Annotated in this window: 16 protein-coding genes; 1 reads left to right on the top strand and 15 read right to left on the bottom strand. The window is 64.8% G+C overall.

Going from position 1 to position 19591, the window contains the following annotated elements; genetic code table 11:
• Positions 1–71: 71 nt before the first annotated feature.
• Genes QYL91_RS07780 through QYL91_RS07755 form a run of 6 tightly spaced genes read right to left on the bottom strand, consistent with a single transcriptional unit; the run spans position 72 to position 6038 of the window.
• Positions 72–1577, bottom strand: coding sequence for an NADH-quinone oxidoreductase subunit N (locus tag QYL91_RS07780; RefSeq protein ID WP_302082807.1), 1506 nt, complete (start codon positions 1575–1577; stop codon positions 72–74).
• Positions 1577–3103, bottom strand: a complete 1527-nt coding sequence (locus QYL91_RS07775) for a complex I subunit 4 family protein (RefSeq protein WP_302082806.1) — start codon at positions 3101–3103, stop codon at positions 1577–1579. The genes QYL91_RS07780 and QYL91_RS07775 overlap by 1 nt, the downstream gene beginning before the upstream one ends.
• Positions 3104–5152, bottom strand: coding sequence for an NADH-quinone oxidoreductase subunit L (gene nuoL, locus QYL91_RS07770; RefSeq protein WP_302082805.1), 2049 nt, complete (start codon positions 5150–5152; stop codon positions 3104–3106). It abuts the gene before it with no gap.
• A 2-nt stretch (positions 5153–5154) separates the two neighbouring features.
• Positions 5155–5460, bottom strand: coding sequence for an NADH-quinone oxidoreductase subunit NuoK (gene nuoK / locus QYL91_RS07765; RefSeq protein WP_302082804.1), 306 nt, complete (start codon positions 5458–5460; stop codon positions 5155–5157).
• On the bottom strand, positions 5461–5757 hold the full coding sequence (locus tag QYL91_RS07760) for a proton-conducting membrane transporter (protein ID WP_302082803.1): 297 nt from the start codon (positions 5755–5757) through the stop codon (positions 5461–5463). It abuts the gene before it with no gap.
• Complete coding sequence (locus tag QYL91_RS07755; RefSeq protein WP_302082846.1) at positions 5754–6038, bottom strand: NADH-quinone oxidoreductase subunit J; 285 nt, start codon at positions 6036–6038, stop codon at positions 5754–5756. The genes QYL91_RS07760 and QYL91_RS07755 overlap by 4 nt, the downstream gene beginning before the upstream one ends.
• 176 nt (positions 6039–6214) lie before the next feature.
• On the opposite strand from QYL91_RS07755, the gene QYL91_RS07750 reads away from it, so the two are divergent.
• Positions 6215–7300, top strand: coding sequence for a geranylgeranyl reductase family protein (locus tag QYL91_RS07750; RefSeq protein ID WP_302082802.1), 1086 nt, complete (start codon positions 6215–6217; stop codon positions 7298–7300).
• Positions 7301–7460: 160 nt separating this feature from the next.
• Here the strand turns inward: QYL91_RS07750 and ygfZ are convergent, their stop codons facing one another.
• From ygfZ to QYL91_RS07705, 9 genes are all read right to left on the bottom strand, one after another.
• Positions 7461–8537 carry a CAF17-like 4Fe-4S cluster assembly/insertion protein YgfZ gene (gene ygfZ, locus QYL91_RS07745; RefSeq protein ID WP_302082801.1) on the bottom strand — a complete coding sequence of 359 codons (1077 nt, stop codon included), beginning with the start codon at positions 8535–8537 and terminating at the stop codon, positions 7461–7463.
• A 44-nt stretch (positions 8538–8581) separates the two neighbouring features.
• Positions 8582–9811 (bottom strand): carboxypeptidase regulatory-like domain-containing protein, encoded by a 1230-nt coding sequence (locus QYL91_RS07740; RefSeq protein WP_302082800.1) that lies wholly within the window; start codon positions 9809–9811, stop codon positions 8582–8584.
• Between the two features lie 95 nt (positions 9812–9906).
• A complete protein-coding gene (locus QYL91_RS07735; protein ID WP_302082799.1) occupies positions 9907–10875 on the bottom strand; it encodes a sugar kinase in 969 nt (322 codons plus the stop codon).
• 71 nt (positions 10876–10946) lie between these two features.
• Entirely contained in the window at positions 10947–13025 is a 2079-nt protein-coding gene (gene mutL, locus QYL91_RS07730) for a DNA mismatch repair endonuclease MutL (RefSeq protein ID WP_302082798.1), read from the bottom strand.
• 74 nt (positions 13026–13099) lie between these two features.
• Complete coding sequence (locus QYL91_RS07725; protein WP_302082797.1) at positions 13100–14674, bottom strand: pentapeptide repeat-containing protein; 1575 nt, start codon at positions 14672–14674, stop codon at positions 13100–13102.
• A gap of 127 nt (positions 14675–14801) precedes the next feature.
• Positions 14802–17480 (bottom strand): DNA mismatch repair protein MutS, encoded by a 2679-nt coding sequence (mutS, locus tag QYL91_RS07720; RefSeq protein WP_302082796.1) that lies wholly within the window; start codon positions 17478–17480, stop codon positions 14802–14804.
• 61 nt (positions 17481–17541) lie between these two features.
• Entirely contained in the window at positions 17542–17991 is a 450-nt protein-coding gene (locus QYL91_RS07715) for a low molecular weight phosphatase family protein (RefSeq protein WP_302082795.1), read from the bottom strand.
• A gap of 13 nt (positions 17992–18004) precedes the next feature.
• The gene (arsB, locus tag QYL91_RS07710) at positions 18005–19165 is read right to left on the bottom strand and encodes an ACR3 family arsenite efflux transporter (protein WP_302082845.1); all 1161 of its coding nucleotides are present in this window, start codon (positions 19163–19165) and stop codon (positions 18005–18007) included.
• Entirely contained in the window at positions 19158–19556 is a 399-nt protein-coding gene (locus tag QYL91_RS07705; protein ID WP_302082794.1) for an ArsR/SmtB family transcription factor, read from the bottom strand. The genes arsB and QYL91_RS07705 overlap by 8 nt, the downstream gene beginning before the upstream one ends.
• Positions 19557–19591: the final 35 nt, after the last annotated feature.

Below are 19591 nucleotides of genomic sequence, written 5' to 3'. Positions count from 1 at the left end.
TTTGCGAGAAGGGTGCGCCGCGCGACGAAGTCGCGCGTGCGACACCCGCCGCTGCAAAAAGTGGGTGCGTGTTATACGAGCATCCCGGCGGCCATCTGCGCGGTCTCGATGACCGGGCCGAAGCCGGGCAGCAGGAGGACGGTGGCGACGGCCGCGATAGCGATTGCGGCGTACAGCCCCGTCGGGTAGCTCTCGATTTCGACGTCGCCGTTTGGCTCTTCGATCCACATCGCGCGGACGACGCGCGTGTAGTAGTACAGCGAGAGGGCGCTGTTGACGACGAGTGCGATGGCCAGCAGCGCGACGCCGCCGTTGATGGAGGCCATCAGCAGGTAAAACTTCGAGAGGAAGCCACCGCCGAGCGGGAGTCCGGCAAGCGAGAACAGGAAGATGGACATCGCGGCACAGGCGAACGGCGCCTGTTTGGCGAGGCCGTTGAAGTCCTCGAACTCGCGGCCGATGCCCCAGTGTTCGGTCAGGGCGATGAACATGAACGCACCGGTGTTCATGAAGCCGTAGACGAGCAGGTGGGCCATCCCGGAACCGAGCACGAGCTGGTGGTTGGCACCTTCGGTGAGTGCAGCGAGTGCGATGAGCACGTAGCCGGCGTGGCCAATCGAGGAGTAAGCGAGCATCCGCTTGACCTTCTCCTGTTTGACCGCCGCGAAGTTCCCGACGGTCATCGTGACGACGGCCAGAATCTGGAAGGCGACGACCCAGTCGACCGTATCCAGAATTGCGAGTTCACCGACCGGGCCGCCAAGCGCGACCGTGAACACGCGGAACGCGAGCACGAAGCCGGCGGCCTTCGAGGCCGAAGAGAGGAACCCGGAGATGGGTGCCGGGGCGCCCTCGTAGGCTTCGGGTGCCCAGAAGTGGAACGGGACGCTGGCGGTCTTGTAGGCCAGTCCACCGATGAGCATCATGACGCCGAGGCCGAGCACGCCCGGTGCGGTCGGGTCCGCGAGCGCGCTCGCGACGGCGTCGAACTGGAGTGCGCCCGTCGAGACGTACACCAGCGAGATGCCGTAGGCGAAGATGGCCGAGGAGAGTGCGCCGATGAGGAAGTACTTCAGCCCGGCTTCGACGCTGCCCTTGTTGTGTTTGAGGTACGCGACGAGCGCGTAGGAGGGCAGCGAGGCGAGTTCGAGGCTGATGAAGGCCGTCGCCAGGGAGTTGGCCGCGGACATCATGGCCATCCCGGTTGCGGCCAGCATCACCAGCGAGTAGAACTCCGCTTGCTTCTCGCGGCCTTTCAGGTAGTCGTAGCTGGCGACGACCACCAGCGTGACGACGCTGGCGATAAGCGCCGTAAAGAACAGCGCCATCCCGTCGACGACGAGGGTGTCACCGAAGAGCTTGATAGCGCCTTCGGGCGGTTGCCCGGTGCCGGCGACCAGATACCAGCCAGTGACGCCAAGGACCGAAAGCGAGCCAGCGACGGAGATGCCGGCGAGCGCTTCGGAGTTCATGCTGTCGGGGTCGACGGTGTCGTAGAGGAACAACACCAGTGCGGTCACCGCGAACAGCGCCATCGGTGCGATTGCGGCCGTGTCAGGGAGTGCGATTGCTGCCATCAGGCACCACCTCCGAGAAGGGGATTAATCGCATCCTGTATCATCTCATAGGCGATGTCTGGGGCGACACCGAGCAGGATGACGAGCAGGAGCAAGACGACCAGCGGCGCCACATCGTGTGCCGGCGCGCGGCCGATTTCGTAGTCAGTCTCCAGTTCGAACGCGCCAAACAGCGTGCGCTGCATGGCCCACAGCAGGTAGCCGGCGACGACGACGATGCCGAACATCGCCGCTGCCGTGTAGAACGGGGCACCAGCGATGGTCGTCGACTGGAAGGCACCGATGAAGACCAGCACCTCCGCGGCGAAGCCGCTCATCAGTGGCAGGCCCATGTAACCGAACGCGGCGGCGACGAAGATGCCCGCCGTCCACGGCATCCGGTCTGCCATCCCGGACATGTCGCCGACCATCCGCGTGTGCGTCGAGTTGTAGAAGACGCCGACGGTCATGAACATCAGCCCCGAGATGAGGCCGTGGGAGATCATCTGGAAGGTCGCCCCGCCAAAGCCGTGTGGCGTGAACGCAACGAGTCCGAGGATGACGTATCCCATCGAGGAAATCGAGGAGTACGCGACGATGCGCTTGAGGTCGCGCTGTGCGAGTGCGAGCATCGCCCCGTAGATGACCGAGAGCACGCCGAGTGCCGCGATGATTTCCGCGTAATCGCGGGCCACGTCGGCGAGCATCGTGAAGTTGAATCGGAGCAGTGCGTAGGTCCCCATCTTCAGCAGGACGCCCGCCAGGATGACCGACACCGGCGTCGGGGCCTCGACGTGTGCGTCCGGTAGCCACGTGTGGAACGGGACGACGGGCACCTTCACCGCGAAGCCGGCGAACATGGCAGTGAACGCGGCGAGTTTCAGCGCCTCTGGTTCGAGCCCTGCAAAGGAGCCGAGTTCACCACCGCGGACCGACTGTGCGATTTCGGGCAGGCCGAGCGTCGTCAGGTTGTCGCCCAGCCCGAAGATGAGGCCAAAGAGACCGATGAACATCACGAGCGAGGCGACGTTCGTGTACACGAGGAACTTGATAGAGGCGTACTTCCGGCGCGGGCCGCCCCAGACTCCGATGAGGAAGTACATCGGGATGAGCACGCCCTCCCAGAAGACAAACCAGAGGAAGAAATCCAGCGCGGTGAACACGCCGATGAGCGCGGCCTCCATGAACAGCATGAGGCCGTAGAACTGCGACTCACGCTCGTCGATGGGCGTCCACGACGAGATGAGCGCGAGCGTCGTGAGGATGGTAGTCAGCGCGAGCAGCGGGAGGCTCACACCGTCGACGCCGACGTGCCACTGCAGTTGGTAGGGACCGAGCTGGAGCCACGTCGCCGTCGTCTCGAAGGCAATCGTACTGCCTGCAAGCAGTGCGTTGCCGCTGCCGTCGAAGGTAAACCACATGATGAGGCTGCCGACGAGCGGGACAACCGACAGAGCGGTCGCCAGTTTCCCGGCGATGCGGTTCGGGGCCAGGAAGACGATACCGGCCGCGGCCAGTGTCGCAACGAGGAGTGCTTCGATGTACATTCAGAACCACCCCCCTGCGATGCCAAAGACCAAAAGCAGGAGCGTCAGCCCCAGCGTCAGGAGCGCGGCGTAGTTGCTGACGACGCCCGTCTGAATCTTCCGGAAGCGCTCACCGGAGAACAGCGAGACGCTTCCGATGCCGTTGACGACACCGTCGATGATACCCTGGTCGAACGTATCGGCCGCCTTCGCCACCGGCACGGTGACGCCCTTGGCCAGCCAGACCTGATACTCGTCCTGGTAGTAGTTGTTCATGAGTAGCGTGCGGATAGAGCCGAGTTTCTTCGTGTGCTGTTCGGGCGCGGCACCGCCGTAGAGGAAGTAGGCGGTCCCGACACCGGCGAGTGCGAGTCCGAGCGAGACGGCGCCCGGCCCAATCGGCGAGAGGTCCGCCGCGTGGTAGCCTGCGCCGAAGTCCGCCTCCAGAATCTCGACGTAATGGTGTGCGTTCAGCGAACTCAGACTGCCGTCGAGCCAGTCGTGGAGGAAGGTCAGGTGAATCCCGGTGACTTTCTCGACCGGCGCCATGTTGATGAGCCCGACCGTCGCTGCGCCGACACCGAGCACGGCCAGTGGGAGTTTGACGTTCCAGCGGACCGGTTCGGGGTCGCGTGCCGTGTCAGACCGCGCGTCGCCGTGGAAGGTCAGGAAGACCATCCGGAAGGTGTAGAAGCCGGTGAAGAAGACTGCGAGCAGCCCCATCGCGTAGCCGGCGAGCAAGAGCGTGCCGACGGTGCTGTCGGTGCCAAGCGCGTGCAGGAGCGTCTCGTAGAGCACCTCGTCTTTCGACCAGAAGCCCGCGAACGGAACGATACCAGCCAAAGCGAGCGAGCCCGAAAGGAAGGTCAGGTAGGTGACGCGCATCTTGTCTTTCAGGCCACCCATGTCCCACATGTTCTCGTTGTGGTGCATGGCGATGATGACCGACCCGGCACCGAGGAAGAGGAGGGCCTTGAACACGGCGTGGGTCGTCAGGTGGAAGACCGCAGCCACGTAGCCACCACCACCCAGCGCGAGCATCATATAGCCGTACTGGGAAATCGTCGAGTACGCGAGCACCTGCTTGAGTTCCTGCTTGACGACACCCATCGTCGCCGCGAAGAGTGCGGTGAAGCCACCGACCAGCGCGATGACGCCGAGTGCGGTCGGCGAGAGTGCGTAGAACCCGTACATGCGTGCGACCAGGTAGACACCGGCCGCGACCATCGTCGCTGCGTGGATGAGAGCGGAGACAGGCGTCGGACCTTCCATCGCGTCGGGCAGCCAGGTGTGCAGCGGGAACTGTGCGGACTTCCCGATGACACCTCCCAGGACGAGCAGGCCGACAACGGTGAACCACTCCTGGGCACCGAGCCCGAGGTAGGTGGTGATTTCGGCCGTGTGACCGGGGTCGAGTGCGTGCTCGGCCATCACGACGAAGGAGTTCTCACCGGCGAACTGTGCCGTTCCGAACGTCGCCAGCACGGCGACGACGCCGATGAGGAAGAAGTAGTCACCGAAGCGGGTGACCAGGAACGCCTTCTTTGCGGCACTCGGCGGGCCGTCCTGACGGAACCAGAAGCCGATGAGCAGGTACGAACACAACCCCACAAGCTCGAAGAACATGAACGCCATCAGGAGGTTGTCCGAGTAGACAAAGGAGAGCATCGAGAAGGTGAACAGCCCGAGACCGGCGTAATACCGGGGCAGACCGGTCTCGCCCTCGTCGTTCATGTATCCCAGCGAAAAGATATGGACCAGGAACGAGATGAGCGAGACGATGACCAGCATCAGCGCCGAGAGCGGGTCGATAAGCAATCCAAAGGTAAGGTCAATGATACCGACGCCGTCAGCGCCGAGGACGAACTCGTACAGTTGTGTGTGATAGGGGTCGGCACCGCCAAAGAGGGTCAGTGCTACCCACAGCGACAGCAGCAGCGAGCCACCGGTCGCCGCGATGCCCGCGAGGGCGCCGCCCTTTGGCATGTAGTTGCCGAACGCCAGTGCGATCAGGAACGCGGCAAACGGAAGCGCCGCGATGGCCGGAGAGATGTCGAATGCAAGTGCCATAGTTACCACCTCATTGTCGTTGCTTTGGTCACGTCGATGTCATCGAAGTTACGATACAACACCAGGATGATGCCGATACCGATGGCGACCTCGGCGGCGGCGAGTGCGATGACAAACAGGCTGAACACCTGTCCCGTGAGGTTGCCATAGTAGTGCGAGAAGGCGACGAAGTTGATGTTCGCGGCGTTGAGCATCAACTCGACGGACATCAGGAACATCAGCGCGTTGCGGCGCACGAGGATACCGAACAGCCCCGTACAGAACACGATGGCCGAGAGCAGCAGATAGAACTGGGGTGAAACAGCCATCTACTCGTCACCTCCGTCACGTTCGGCCAGCAGGATGGCGCCGTCGAGTGCCGCGTCCAGCGCGATAGCGATGAGGATGAACGCGACCAGGAAACTCTCGACGACCAGACTGCCGTCGGTGATACCCAGAAGCGAGTTTCCGATGCCGGCCACGATACTCTCGCCGGCCGGGAATCCTTCCGCGACATCGAACTCGGCGCTGATGAAGACCGTCGCCATGACGGTAAACAGCCCGAACGCGATAAGCCCGGGGAGCGCACTCCGGCCCAGACTTATTGGACGGGGTTTGGTTGTCATACTGGCACCTCCAGCGTGTCGTCCTCGCGTGTCAACATGACCGCGAAGGTGATGAGGATGAGGACGCCGCCGACGTACACCAGGATTTGCATTGCCGCGATGAACTCAGCCTGTACCATCACGTAGTGGACTGCGACACTCAGTAGCGCGACGCCGAGTAACAGCGCTGCGTGCCAGATGTCGCGAACGAGGACGACACCGACACTGCTCCCCACTGTTACCATGGCGAACAGCGCGAATGCGATTCCCTCTAACGAGAAAGACGCGCCTATGCTAGCCATCATTGTGTGAGTCTCCATGCGGCTTGCTTTTGAAGATTCCTTTTTTCTCTCGGCATTTACCCCCTTTCGAGTCCAATGTGACCGGGGACCACACCGTTTCAACCCCATCGACACCCAATATGGGTCGTTCACGACCAATCGTGAGTGATTTATCTTTCAGTCCGGCACGTCCGGGCATGCACGATTTCGTCGTCGTGGGGGCTGGACCGGCGGGGTCACGGTTCGCCCGCCGCGCGGCCGCGTCCGGGTACGACGTGCTTGTCTTTGAGCAGGGTGAGGTGGGGACACCGCTTGCCTGCTCCGGACACGTCAGTACCGACATCTGGGAGTTTACGCCGGCGGGCGCGCGCGAGAAGCTCCTGCAAAACGAAGTCTACGGCGCGCGCTTTCATCTCGGCGGTGCCGACTCGCGTGCCTACGAGTTCTACAAGGACGACCCCGTCTCGAACGTCATCGACCGCGTCGGCCTCGACAAGGTACTCGCCGACGCCGCGCGCGAAGCGGGCGCGGACCTGCGCGAACACCATACTGTCGTCGGCGTCACCGAGCACCGCGACCACGTCGCCGTCGAGGTTCGCGGCCCAGAGGGAGTCGAGAGCCACCGCGCGAAGATGGTCGCTGGCTGTGACGGGCCGAAATCCCGTGTGCGAAGAGAGCTGGGACTGCCCGAACCCGACGAACTACTCCACGGCGTGCTCGGGTTCGACGAGACGCCGGACTACCAGGATTTCGTCGACGTCCACCTCACCGTCCCGCGATTCTTCGCGTGGCGCATTCCGCGCGGTGACGCCGGCGTCGAGTACGGCCTCGGAATGGCCGCAGACAGCGCGGATGTCCGCGAGCGGTTCGACGCACTCGTCGACGACTACGGCGCCGACGTGCACCGCCGCTGTTCGGGCCTCATTCCGATTGGCCCGCCACGGCGCGTCACCGGCCGCCGGTCGTTCCTCATCGGCGACGCCGCTGCCCAGACCAAACCCTTCACCGGCGGTGGCATCCGCTATGGCATGACTGCTGCCGACCACGCCGCCCGCGAAATCGACTCCGACGACCCGGGCACGCTGGGAGACTACGAGCGGGCGTGGCGCGCGGACCTCCGGACGGACATCCGACTGGGGAAACTCGTCCGCGCGGGCTACTCGGCACCCACAGTTCTCCAGCGCGCCGGCATGACGCTCTTCGAGGGGGAAATCGGCGTTCACATGGACCGACCGACGACGCTGTTCTCGCGCGAGCAGTTGCGCGCGCTGTTCTCGCGGTAGTGAGCTGTCGCTGGCGGAGTTGTGACGAACAGGCGACACAGACGGAACCGACGACGGTGTGTCGCACAGCCGCGAGCCGTCGCCGGGCGATGCTCAGCGCACACGCTGTCTGGTCGCGTCTCGGCTGATAAACGTCAGTACAGAAATAGCGAGAGGTCTCTCAGTACTGCGGCAGGCGCGCCGACTGGTCCGACCCCTCGACAAATGGCAACTCGACGCGATGGGCCTCGACTTCGGTGCCGTCGACACGGACCGTCAGCTCGCCCGCGGTATCGAACGCGACGCGGGCGAGCGCGATGGGTTCCTCGCGCGTCGGACTCTCGGCGGCGCGTGTGACCTCGCCGACGGCCTCGTCGCCGGCGAAGACTGCTGCCCCGGTGTCCGGGACAGTCTCGACGGTGAGCCCGATCAGGCGATTACTCGGTTGCCCGCGGTTTTCGACGCGAGAGACGACCTCCTGGCCCACGAAACAGCCCTTCTCGAAGTCGACGGCGTTGCGCAGCCCCAGCGTGTTCGGGACCTCGCCGTCGAGTTCCGTCTCGAACAGCGGCGTGCCGGCTTCGAGCGTAAGCGAGTCCCAGGTCTGGTGACCGAAGGGCGCGGCGTTCATCCCGTGGTTTTCGAGCGTATCGAAGATGCCCGCGGCCGCGTCGGCAGTACAGACCACCTCGTACCCCTCCTCGCCGGTGAGGCCGTCGGTTCGGACGACGGTCACGCCGTGGTCGCCCATGCGACCGCGGACAAAAGAGAGGGGCTGGTCGGGCGTCTGTTCGGAGAAGACGCTGGCTATCTTCTCGGTCGCTTTCGGGCCGTGGATGCCAAAGACCCCGAAGTCGTCGGTGGCGACGGTAATCGTAACGTCCTGGATGAACGTCTTCTCGCGCCACTCCTCGGCCAGCGGTGCGGCCTCGCCGGGCGGGGTGAAAACGAGCAGTCGCTCGCCCGCGTTGTAGACGTACATGTCCGTCTCGATGCGTCCCTGGGGGTCGAGCAACAGTGCGTAGACTCCCTTGCCGTCCGCAGACGGGATAGGATTCGAGACGGCGTTGTCGACGAAATCGATGCGGTCGGCGCCGGTGACGGTGAGGACGCCGTACGTGTGTTCGATGAGGCCGACGACGTTTCTGACGGCGCGGTGGACACGCTCTGGTCTGCCGTAGTGGGCGACGGCTCGCCGACCCGCACGGTCCGTGTAGGTTGCGCCGTGGTCGTCGTGGACCGAGGCGAGAACAGTCATAGACGGTACCAGCGGCGCAGCGTGGTTAAGTTTCCCGAACCGCGCTAGCGCCGCGCGAGCACCAGCGCACCGACCAGTGCCGCGACGGTGACTGCCACGCCGAAGCCAGGTCCGCTATCTCCGGCCGAGTCGTCCTCCGAGTCACCGGTCTGCTCGTCACCGGTCGCCGTCTGCCCGGGCGTCAGCTCGGAGTTGGTCTCGACGCCCTCGATGGTAACCGACGACGACAGCCCGGCATCGGAGACGGAGACGGTCACGCTGCCGGCGGAGTCGATAGTGAACTCGGTCCGACCCTCCTCGTCAGTTTCGGACACACTCTGGCCGCCCACCTCGACTGCCGCGTCCGAGACGGGTTCGCCGTACTCGTCTGTGACCGTGATGCTCGTCGATTCGCCGACGACGACCCGGTCGTTGTCCGGCTCGACGTTGAGCTGGTCGCTCCGGGAGACGACGAGTTCGACGGACGCTGGCTCCTCCTCAACGACAAACTGCTGAGTCAGACTATCGTACGCAGGCTTCGAAACCTCGACGGTGTACTCACGATTGACCGGTGCGCTGGTCGACGTTTGGCCGCCCTCGAACGTTCGCGAGGAGAATCCCAGCTGGGACACCTGTACCGTCGCATTCTCGATAGGGCGGTCCTCCTCGAAGTGGTCGTCGACGACACGGAAGTCGACCGACACCGTTCCGCGTTCGAGCGTGACTTGCTTCTGGCTCTCCTCAGTCAGAGTCAGCGACGACTCGTTCGCGTAAAAGCCGGGTTTGACGACACGGAGCTGGTACTGCCCCCGTTCGAGCCGACGGGTCGTCGCGTTTCCATCTGCTCCGGTACTGACACTGTCGACACGACTCGCACCGTCAAAGAGACGAACGGTCGCATCGGAGATTGGGCCGTTGTCGTTTTGAACGGTCACCGTCGCCTGGCCGCTCAGAGAAACCGGAACCCGGACTTCCTCCTCCTTGGCGCCGAGTTCGAGATACGGTTTGTTTCGGACGTACCTATCATCGTGGACGTCGATTTCGAGGTCAGCATCGCGGGGAACATCGACGAACGCCTTCCCGTTTCCGGCGGTGGTCACATTTATTGGACCCCCCGCGCCACCGTCCCAGGTCACCGACACGTCGGTGTCGCCGACCGGGTCACCGTCCGAGTCGACGACTGCGAGTGTCACCGTGACAGTATCGTCCTGTGCGGCCGCCCCGCCGATAGCGCCCGGGGCGAGCACCGAAACGACCAGCAACGTCGTGATGACTCCAGCAGAGAAGCGTGACATATCTGGATTGTCGGCAGTGGGTCTTATATCTCTAACGACGGCTTAGTACCGAACCGACGCAAGGCGGCGACCAGACTCGCCGTCGGCGCGGCGCCTCACCCCGATTTCTCGATGACGTCGTCGACGACGCGTTCGACCTCGCTCCGGTCGGCCGTCAAAAGCGGCCCCGGAACGGTCCGGGCGAGTGTCGCAGCGGCGACACCGTAGCTCAGCGCCGCAGAGAGGTCGTCGTCCTCGGCGAGGCGCCCGAGGAAGCCACCGGAGAACGCGCCGTGCTGGCCGGAGTCGTCCAGTGCGGCACTCTCGACGGTTTCGCGCTCGTGAATTACGTTCGTCCCCGGAGTGTCCTGGAGCGCGACCGCACCGTGCTGGCTGCGCGTGATGACGACTGTCTCGAGGTCATAGTCCGCGGCGATGGTGTTTGCCAGTTCACGGGGCTTTCCGGAGCGGTCGAGCACCGTCCGAATCTTCGATTCGTTGGCGATGAGCACCTCCAGGTGCTCGAACAGTTCCAGCAGGACGTCTTTGAGGAAGTCAGGGTCTGCGAACCCAGGCTGGTAGTCGACGTCGATGGCAGTCGTCGCACCGCTCCCGTGGGCCGCACGGAGCATCGCCTTGGTCGTCTCCGCGGCGTCCCGGGAGAGGCCGGGCGTGCTCAGCCCAGTGAAAACGACGTCAGCGGACTGGATGCGGTCCATCGGCAAGTCGCCGGGTGTGGCCGTCGCCGTCGCCGACCCGTTCCGGTCGTGCCAGCGCAGCGCCTCCCGGGGTGGATGACCAGACTCGTGAAAGACGAGCCCTTGCCGGGTGTCGGTGCTGTCTGCCCACGCGATTTCGGTTTCGATACCGTGACTCTCCAGTTCGGCGACGATGCGTCGGCCCAGCGGGGAGTCGGGCAGTTTCGAGACCCAGGTGCTGTCGACACCGAGCAGTTGCGCCGTGACGGCGGCGTTGCTCTCGGTCCCGTCCGCGTCGATTGTCGCCGTATCGGCCGTTTCGAGGCGCTCTTTCCCCGGCGGTGAGAGGCGCAACGGCGTCTCCCCGAACGTCACGAACTCTGGCATACGAGGGCAATCACAACCGAGCGGCTTAGTTCCCTAGCCCGATCCGACAGGAGCGAACGCGACAGCACCGCCTACCCGCCGTGACCGGGGTAATCGCGCTCGAAGCGCGCTTCCAGTTCGTCGGTGTCCAGTTCGACGACGACCGGGCGACCGTGCGGGCACGCGTATGGGTTCGTACAGTCGTCAAGCGCCTCGAGGAGGTCCACCACAGACCCCTCGGTGAGCGACGTGTTGCCGGTAATCGAGGGATAGCACGCCAGGTCGGCGAGCAGTTCGTCGGCTGCGGCGTCGACTGTCTCGGCCGCGGCCGCTTCGCCGGTGACGAGGTCGCCAAGCAGGTCCCGGAGCAGGTCGGGGCTAGCGACGTCCGCGACCAGCGAGGGCACTGTCGACACCGCGACAGTGTGCTCGTCGACGCGGTCGGCCCGGAATCCCAGCCGCGCGAGGGCGTCGCCGTGGCGCTCGAACACCGCCATCTCCTTTGCCGTCAGTTCCAGTTCGACCGGAGTGGCGAGTGCCTGCGTCGTCGTCTCGCCGTCGAAGTCCGCCCGGAGCCGCTCGTAGTTGATTCGTTCGTCCGCTGCGTGCTGGTCGACGAGTACGAGCCCGTCGTCCGTCTCGGCAACGACGTAGGTGTCGTGGAACTGCCCCAGCACGCGCATGGCCGGCAGCGTGTCGAAGTCACGGCGGTCCGCGAGGCTGTCGCCGTCGAGTCGCTGCTGGTCGTGACTGGCGGCGAACTTCCGGTCTGAGTCGTCTCCCGGGTGTCCGCGCCCGGATGTCTCCGTCTCGCTCGCACCTGTCGTGTCTGCCACGCCCCCGTCCTCTGTCTCGTCGGTCGACTCGCGGTCCGGGTCCTGGTGCGAATCCGTCGAGTCTGTGGATTCGATCGACTCCCGCGCGCTGGCCGACAGCGGCGACGCCGGTGACTCGGTGTGTGTCGGTGACATCGTCGTGTCCGGCCTCGTCTCGGTCTGCTCGGATTCGGTCTCCGGCGTGGCGTCGTCGGTCGGTTCAGAATCGGCCTCGCCGGCTGTCGAGTCCCCACTGGTATCGGTACCGTCGCCGGGGCGAATCTCGGTCTGCTCGGGCGCGGAGCGGCCACGCGGTGCCGACGAACGAATCAGCCCCTCTTCGAGGAGCGTCTGCTCGACGGCCGTAGTGACCTGCTCGCGGACCTGTTCGTCGTCGGCAAAGCGGACTTCGAGTTTCCGGGGGTGGACGTTTACGTCCACGTCGGCGGGGTCGACGGCGAGGTCGAGGACGGCGAAGGGAAACCGGTCCGACGCCAGCTGTGCGCCGTACCCCTCCACGACGGCGTTACGGACCGTCGAAGCGGTGACGTACCGACCGTTGACAAAGGTCGAGAGGTACTCCCGGGAGGCACGGTTCGTCTCGGGGTGACTGACCAGCCCCGAGACGCCATCGAGTGGACCGTCAGGCATCGAAGCGTCGTCGACCGGAAGCATCGACTGTGCGACTTCGCGGCCGTACACCGCCATGACCGTCTCTCTGCGGTCACCGCGGCCAGTGGTCGCGAAGGTCTCCCGGCCGTCGTGGGACAGCGAGACAGCCACGTCGGGGTTGGCGAGGGCGTAACTGGTGACGACGGTGTTGACGTGTGCAAACTCCGTCGAGGCCTGTTTGAGATACTTCCGCCGAGCGGGCACGTTGTAGAAGAGGTCCCGAATCTCTATCGTGGTTCCCGTCGGACAGCCAGCGGACGCGACGCTCGTCACCTCACCGCCCTCGACGACGAGTTCAGTCCCGCTGTCGACGCTCCCGTCGACTCGGTCCTCTCGCGGGCGCGTCGTGATGGTGAGCCGCGAGACTGCGCCGATTGCGTGCAGCGCCTCGCCGCGGAACCCGAGCGTGCCGACACCGCCTTCGAGGTCGGCGATGTCGGTAATCTTGCTGGTGGTGTGTTTCTCGACGGCCTGCCGGACCTCCTCATCGGTCATGCCGGCGCCGTCGTCGGTGACGCGGATGCCGTCGATACCACCCGACTGGACGGCGACCTCGACGCGGTTGGCTCCGGCGTCGAGGCTGTTCTCGACGAGTTCCTTGACGACGCTGGACGGGCGCTCGACCACTTCGCCGGCCGCGATACGTTCGACTGTCTGGGGGTCGAGTTCCCGGATGTCTGCCATTGCAATCGGATACGAGGAGCAGCCCCATATGTCCGGGTGGTCCCGGACGCGAGTGTGCGCTCGGCCGGCCGCCCTCAGCGGACTGCCCGACGGCCGAACACGAACACGAGCAGTGCTATCAGGATGGCCCCGATAGAGGTCTGGAGAGTCATGAGCAACCGGGCGACACCGACGGGCTGGAAGTCGCCCATCCCGAGGGTCGTAAACGTCAGCGTGCTAAAATAGATACTGTCGAGAAGCAGACTCGGCTGGTCGAGGATAGCGCCGTACGTGACCGGGGCACCACGAATCGGTTGCAGTCCACCGAGTGGATACAGCAGCGCGAACGCGAGAACGATAGTCACTCCGGTCGCGATGACACGCCAGGGACTCTCGCCGTACAGGAGCGTCCAGCGCGACAGTTCCGAGCGGAGCCACTGGAACAGTTTCAGCGACCGGTAGACGAATCGTGTGCCCAGGCCGGCGATGTTGGCTCGCTGGGGACCGTCGCTGGTGTCGGTCCCGGGCAGTGGTCCAAAGAGGTTGTCGCGGTGTGTCCGGCGATGAATGTCCTGCCGGTTGACGAAACAGACGGACTGGAGTTCGGGCCGAGAGGCCGACCGCGCGACGGTCTCGATGGTTCGGTAGGTGCTCTTTGCCCGCGTTCGCATGTCCGCCTCACCGTCACCGACGGGCTGGCCGCCGTACCGCGGGTCGTAGACGCACCGGCGTGTGTCCCAGAAGCGAAACAGCGAGCGGACCGAGAACGGCGACGCGTCCGGCACCCCCAGAAACTGGGTCCGGTCGTCGATGCGTGCGTCCGTGAGCACCGTGCCGTGGAGTCGTGTCCCGCGCAGGTCCGTGCCGAACAGTTTCGCCTTGCCCAGTTCGCTTGCTTCCAGATTCACGTCTCGCAGCGTCGCGTCGGTGAAGTTTGCGTTCGTGAGGTCGAGTTCCTGCAGTGCGTGCCAGTCGTCGTCGAGGGTGCAAAACGTGGCACCGTTGAACCGGACCACTGCCGCGATAGTCGCCTTCCAGAACGTCGCCGGCCCCTCGAAAGTCGCGTACTTGAGGTTCAGGTCCGCCAGGAACGTCGCCCGGTAGAAGTCGGCCTCGCCCTCGAAGGAGATTCCGCCAGCCCGGACCTCCATCTCGAAGGTGGAGCGGTCGAAGGTTACGTCGTCGCGAAACGTCACCCCGCCAAACCTGACGTCTGCACGGACGACCACTCCCGAGAAGTCCGCCCCGTCCTCGAAGGTCGCGCCGTTGAATCGCAGGTCGTGTTCGATGGTCGCGTCCGCGAAGGAAACAGTGCCGGCGAAGTCGGCGTGGCTGAGATAGAGCGGCCCGTCGACCCCGTCGAGGACACCCTCCAGGCGGTCCGGCCACTCGAAGGTCCCGAACTGTGCACCGACAAACTCCCGTCGGCGTCGCCGAGCGAGCGGGCCGTCCCCGTCAGTGTCATCGACGGCAGCGGCGAACGCCTCGACGACTGTGGCGTCGTCTGTCTGCTCGCTTGGCCGGTGGAAAATACACTTTTCCTCCCCATCGGCGTCGTGCGGACAGTGCCACACGCCATCGTCGAGACTCTCGGCCGGGAAGTCACTCGCTCTGTAGGTGTCGCCGTCGACGGGTATCGAGTGCGAACAGGTCCCGCCAGCGCGGGTCATACCAGCAGGTATCGCTGGGAGTCGGTTTAACGTATGTGGGTCCGTCGTCAATTCACACGACTGCTTGCCTGCTCCGGGACGACCGTCCGCGTGCAGCCACTCCGCAATTGACAGATAGCAGTCAATATCAATCCGTCAGCCGCTCTTGCCACTCCTGGACTTTCGCCATCAGTTCGACGGGTGGTGTCTCGTCGACCTCGAGTTCCGCGACGGCCGCCAGTACCTCCTCGGCATCCTCGCCGAACTGCGCTGTGACGGGGTCGCTTTCGGCACCGCCGTCGGCGGCCGCGCTCTCGGCGTCGGTTTCGTCGGTCTGGAATTTTCCGGCAGAGAGGTCGAAGACTGCCTGGACTGGCTCGCTATCGCCGCCTTTCGCCTCGATTGCCTTCTCTTCACGGAGCCGGTCGAGCACATCCCGTGAGCGGTCGACGACGGGTTCGGGGACGCCGGCGAGGTCGGCGACGTGGATGCCGTAGGAGCGGTCGGTCGGCCCGTCCCTGACCGTCCGGAGGAAGGTCACGTCACCGTCTGACGCCGCGTTGTCGGGTTCGCCGTCGACAGCGACGTGGAGGTTGTGGACCCGTTCGAGGTGGTCCGCGAGCGTCGTGAGTTCGTGGTAGTGAGTCGCAAAGAGCGTCTTCGCGCGGACGGTGTTGTGCAGGTACTCGGTGGCCGCCCAGGCAATCGAGATACCGTCGTAGGTCGCGGTGCCACGGCCGACTTCGTCGAGGATGACCAGCGACTCGTCGGTGGCAGAGTGGAGGATATTCGAGAGTTCCTGCATCTCGACCATGAACGTCGAACGGCCCTGGGCGAGTTCGTCCAGCGCGCCGACGCGGGTGTAGATGCCATCGACCAGCCCGATGCGAGCCGAGCGCGCGGGCACGAAGCTACCCACCTGTGCCAGCAGTGTAATGAGTGCCGCCTGGCGCATGTAGGTCGATTTCCCGCTCATGTTGGGGCCGGTGACGATACAGAACTGCCGCTCGTCGCCCATCCGGAGGTCGTTTGGCACGAAGTCGGTGGTCTGTTCGACGACGGGGTGGCGGCCGGCCTCAATGTCGAGGGCCTGCCCATCTGTGAGTTCCGGACGGGTCCAGTCGTTGCGGACCGCGTGCGACGCGAGACTCGCCAGCGCGTCCGTGCGGGCGAGCGCACGGCCGACGTCCTGGAGCAGTTCTGCGTCCGCGGCCACCCGCTCGCGCACGCGCTCGAACAGTTCCCGTTCGAGGTCGTGGCGCTGCTCTTCGAGGCGCAACACCTCCCGTTCGCGCTCGTCCAGTTCCGGAATCGTGTACCGTTCAGAGTTTTTCAGCGTCTTGATTTGCTCGTATTCCTCGGGGACGGCGTCGGTCTCGCTCTTACCGACCTGGATGTAGTAGCCGTCGGTCTTGTTGCGGTCCACAGAGAGGTGAGTGATGCCGGTCCGCTCCTTTTCGCGTTCGGGGAGTGTGTCCAGCCACTCCAGGGCCGCTTCGTGACGCTCGATGAGGTCGTCGAGTTCGTCGTCGTATCCCCGACTGATGATGTCGCCCTGCGTGATTGTCCCCGGCGGGTCCTCGACGAGTGCGACGTCCAGTTCTTCAGCGAGGTCGGCGACGGCGTCGTGGTCCGGCCGGGAGACGATGTCGGCCAGCGCGCTGTCGGCAAAGCGCGCGGTCTCGTCGACCAGTTCGGCCAGTTCCGGGAGGAGCGCGAGCGTCGACTGGGCGGCCCGCAAGTCGCGTGCGTCGGCACTCCCCGACGTGGCGCGGGCGGCGAGTCGTTCGAGGTCGTAGGCGCCGTCGAGCAACTCGCGCAACTGCTCGCGGGCCATCGCCGCCTCGGTGAGCGCGGCGACGGCAGACTGACGACGCTCTAACTCGCCACGTGCCTGCAGCGGCCGCTGGAGCCACTCGGTCAGCAGGCGCGACCCCGCGCTGGTGACGGTGCGGTCGATAGTGTCGACGAGCGACCCCGAGCGGTCGCCCTGCATCGTCTCGGTCAGTTCGAGGTTTCGCTGTGTCGTCGCGTCGAGTTCGACGTGGTTGCCGCCGCCGTGGGCCTGCAATCGCGTCATCGACGCCAGCACGCCCGCGCCGGTCTCCTCGACGTAGGAGAGAATTCCACCGGCCGCGCGAACCGCGGCCTCCTGTTCGGCGACGCCCACGCTCTCGAGCGTCTCGCGGCCGAACTGCTCGCGCACGCGGTGTCGGGCGCGACCGGGAGCGAAGGCTTCGGTGGTGTGCAGCGTCAGCAATGCGTCGGTCCGGTCGCGCAGGCGGTTCAGCAGGGCGTCGTCACCGCGTACGTCGGGGCCGGGCAGAATCTCGACGGGTGCGAACCGGTAGAGTTCCGACAGCAATCGGTCGCGGGCGTCCTCCCCCGACAGTTCCGTGACGTGAAACTGTCCCGTCGTCACGTCGGCGAAGGCGATGCCGTAGGTCGTCTCGCTGTCGCGGACGACGGCCGCGAGGTACTGTGCCTCGGCGTCAGTCGTCTCCAGCAGGGTTCCTGGTGAGACGACGCGGGTAATCTCGCGGGCGTGGCCGTCGTCGGTCTCGTACTGGTCGGCGACGGCGACGCGGTAGCCACGCTCGACCAGCGCGGAGACGTACGGCGTGAGTTCGTCGAGTGGCACCCCCGCCATCGGATACGACGACCCGTGCGAGGACTTCTGGGACACCTTCAAATCGAGTTCGTCGGCGACCGTCTCCGCGTCTTCCCCGAAGAACTCGTAGAAGTCACCGCACTGCATCGCAAGCAGGTCGGCGTCGGTCCCCTCTTTGAGCGAGAAAAACTCCCCGACGATACCCTCGGCAGTCATACTCCTCTGTGGGTGCGTCGCCGATTAAAACGCTGTGGGTCCGCCGTGGACCGCTGGGGGGCTACACGTCAGACTCGGCGAGTTCGTCGAACAGCGCCGTGACGCGACCCTCGATTTCGTCGCGAATCTCGCGGACGCGGTCCATCTCCTGCCCGTCTGGGTCGGGCAGCGCCCAGTCGCGCACGTCGACGGAGTCGCCGACGTCGCCGACGTCGAGCGTCGAACAGCCCATCGTCGCGACGTAGTCACACGACCGGAGGTCATCGAGTGTAATCTCGCGTGGCCGGCGCTCCGAGAGGTCGAATCCCTCTTCGTCCATTACGTCGACGACTTCCTCGTGGACGCTGTCGGCGGGGTCTGTCCCACCGGTCAGAATCTCGACGCGACCGTCGAGGCCGCGGCGGTCGCGCTCACGTTCGGCGAAGGCCGTCGACATCTGCGAGCGGCCGGCGTTCTGGACGCACATGAAGGCGATGCGAATCGGGTCGTCGGAGTCTGTGGAGTGAGTCATGGCTGTGATTTCGTCAGTCGTCGTCAGTCGTGGAGTCTACCGTCTGCTCGAGACTGCCGGTCGTCGCCCCGGTCCAGTCGAACTTCCGCTGGAAGTACAGGGCGACGTTGACCAGCGCCAGCAGGACCGGCACTTCGATGAGCGGGCCGACGACGGTCGCAAAGGCGACGCCGGAGCCGACACCGAAGACCGCGACGGCGACGGCGATTGCCAGTTCGAAGTTGTTCGAGGCGGCGGTGAAGCCGATCGCCGTTGTCGTCGAGTAGTCGGCACCGATGCCTTTCCCCATCCCGAAGCTGACGAAGAACATCACGACGAAGTAGATGGTCAGCGGGATGGCGATGAGCAACACGTCCGCGGGCGCGGCGACGATGTTCTCACCCTGCGTCGCGAACATCACGATAACGGTAAAGAGAAGCGCGACGAGCGTCAGCGGGTCGATTTTCGGGACGAACTGCTCGTCGTACCAGGTTTCGCTTTTGACGCGAGTGCCGGCGTAGCGGGTCAGAAAGCCGCCAGCAAAGGGAATCCCGAGGAAGATGACGATGGCCTCGACCACCTGCATCGGCGTGATGTCGAAGGTGGTGATGCCGGCGACGAGCGACTCCATGCCCAGCAGCGGCGGGAGAAAGAGCGCGAAAAACCAGACGTACACGCCGTAGGTGATAATCTGAAAGAGGCTGTTGAACGCGACCAGTCCGGTGACGTACTCCGTCGACCCCTCCGCGAGTTCGTTCCAGACCAGCACCATCGCGATACAGCGGGCCATCCCGATAAAGATGAGCCCGAGGAAATACTCCGGCCTGGCCGGCAAGCCGGGGACGAGCCCGCTGAAGAAGACGACTGCCAGCCCGAACATCAGCGTCGGTCCGATGAGCCAGTTCTGTATCAGGCTCAGTCCGAGCACGCGCCAGTTGCTGAACACCGTCGGGAGTTGCGAGTAGTCGGCCTTCGCCAGCGGCGGGTACATCATCAGAATCAGCCCGATTTCGACGAGGTGGAGGTCCTGAATCGGCGTCGTCACCGACGGTGCGACGAAGCCGAGTCCGACGCCGACGGCCATCGCGCCGAAAATCCAGACGGTGAGGTACTTGTCGAGAAAGTCCATCGACCGCGGGTCACCACAGCTCTCACACTCACACTCCGGACCGTGCTCGTGGGCGACGTTACTCATCGTCGATGCCTCCATCGAGAACGGTCACCAGCGCGATGGCACGGTTGGTCGCGCGATACTTCTTCCAGCGGCCGTCCTTGCGCCCCGAGACCAGCCCGGCCTCGGTCAGTGTCGAGAGCGCGTGGCTGATTGCGCTCTCGCTTACGTCGACGAGTGCGTCGAGTTCACAGACGCACAGTTCATCCCCCGCAGCCACGAGTGCGCGGACGAGCGTCAACCGCGTCTCGTTTGCTAGCGCCGACAGGACGTCCAGTTCCGCCTCGACCCGGTCCGAACCGAGCGCCGCCTCCATCGCCCCGAGTTCGTCCAGTCGCCTGTCGACATCCTCGCTTCGACACTCCCCGAGTTCGTCTTCGAGGTATCGCTCCAGACGCGCCGTCGATTGAGCCATTGTTCAATTAAATTTCCAGGCGACTATTATACGTT

This window comes from Salinibaculum rarum, assembly GCF_030505615.1.
Classification (GTDB): domain Archaea; phylum Halobacteriota; class Halobacteria; order Halobacteriales; family Haloarculaceae; genus Salinibaculum; species Salinibaculum rarum.
Note: the sequence above shows the minus strand (reverse complement) of the source record. Positions and strands in the feature narration are given on the sequence as shown.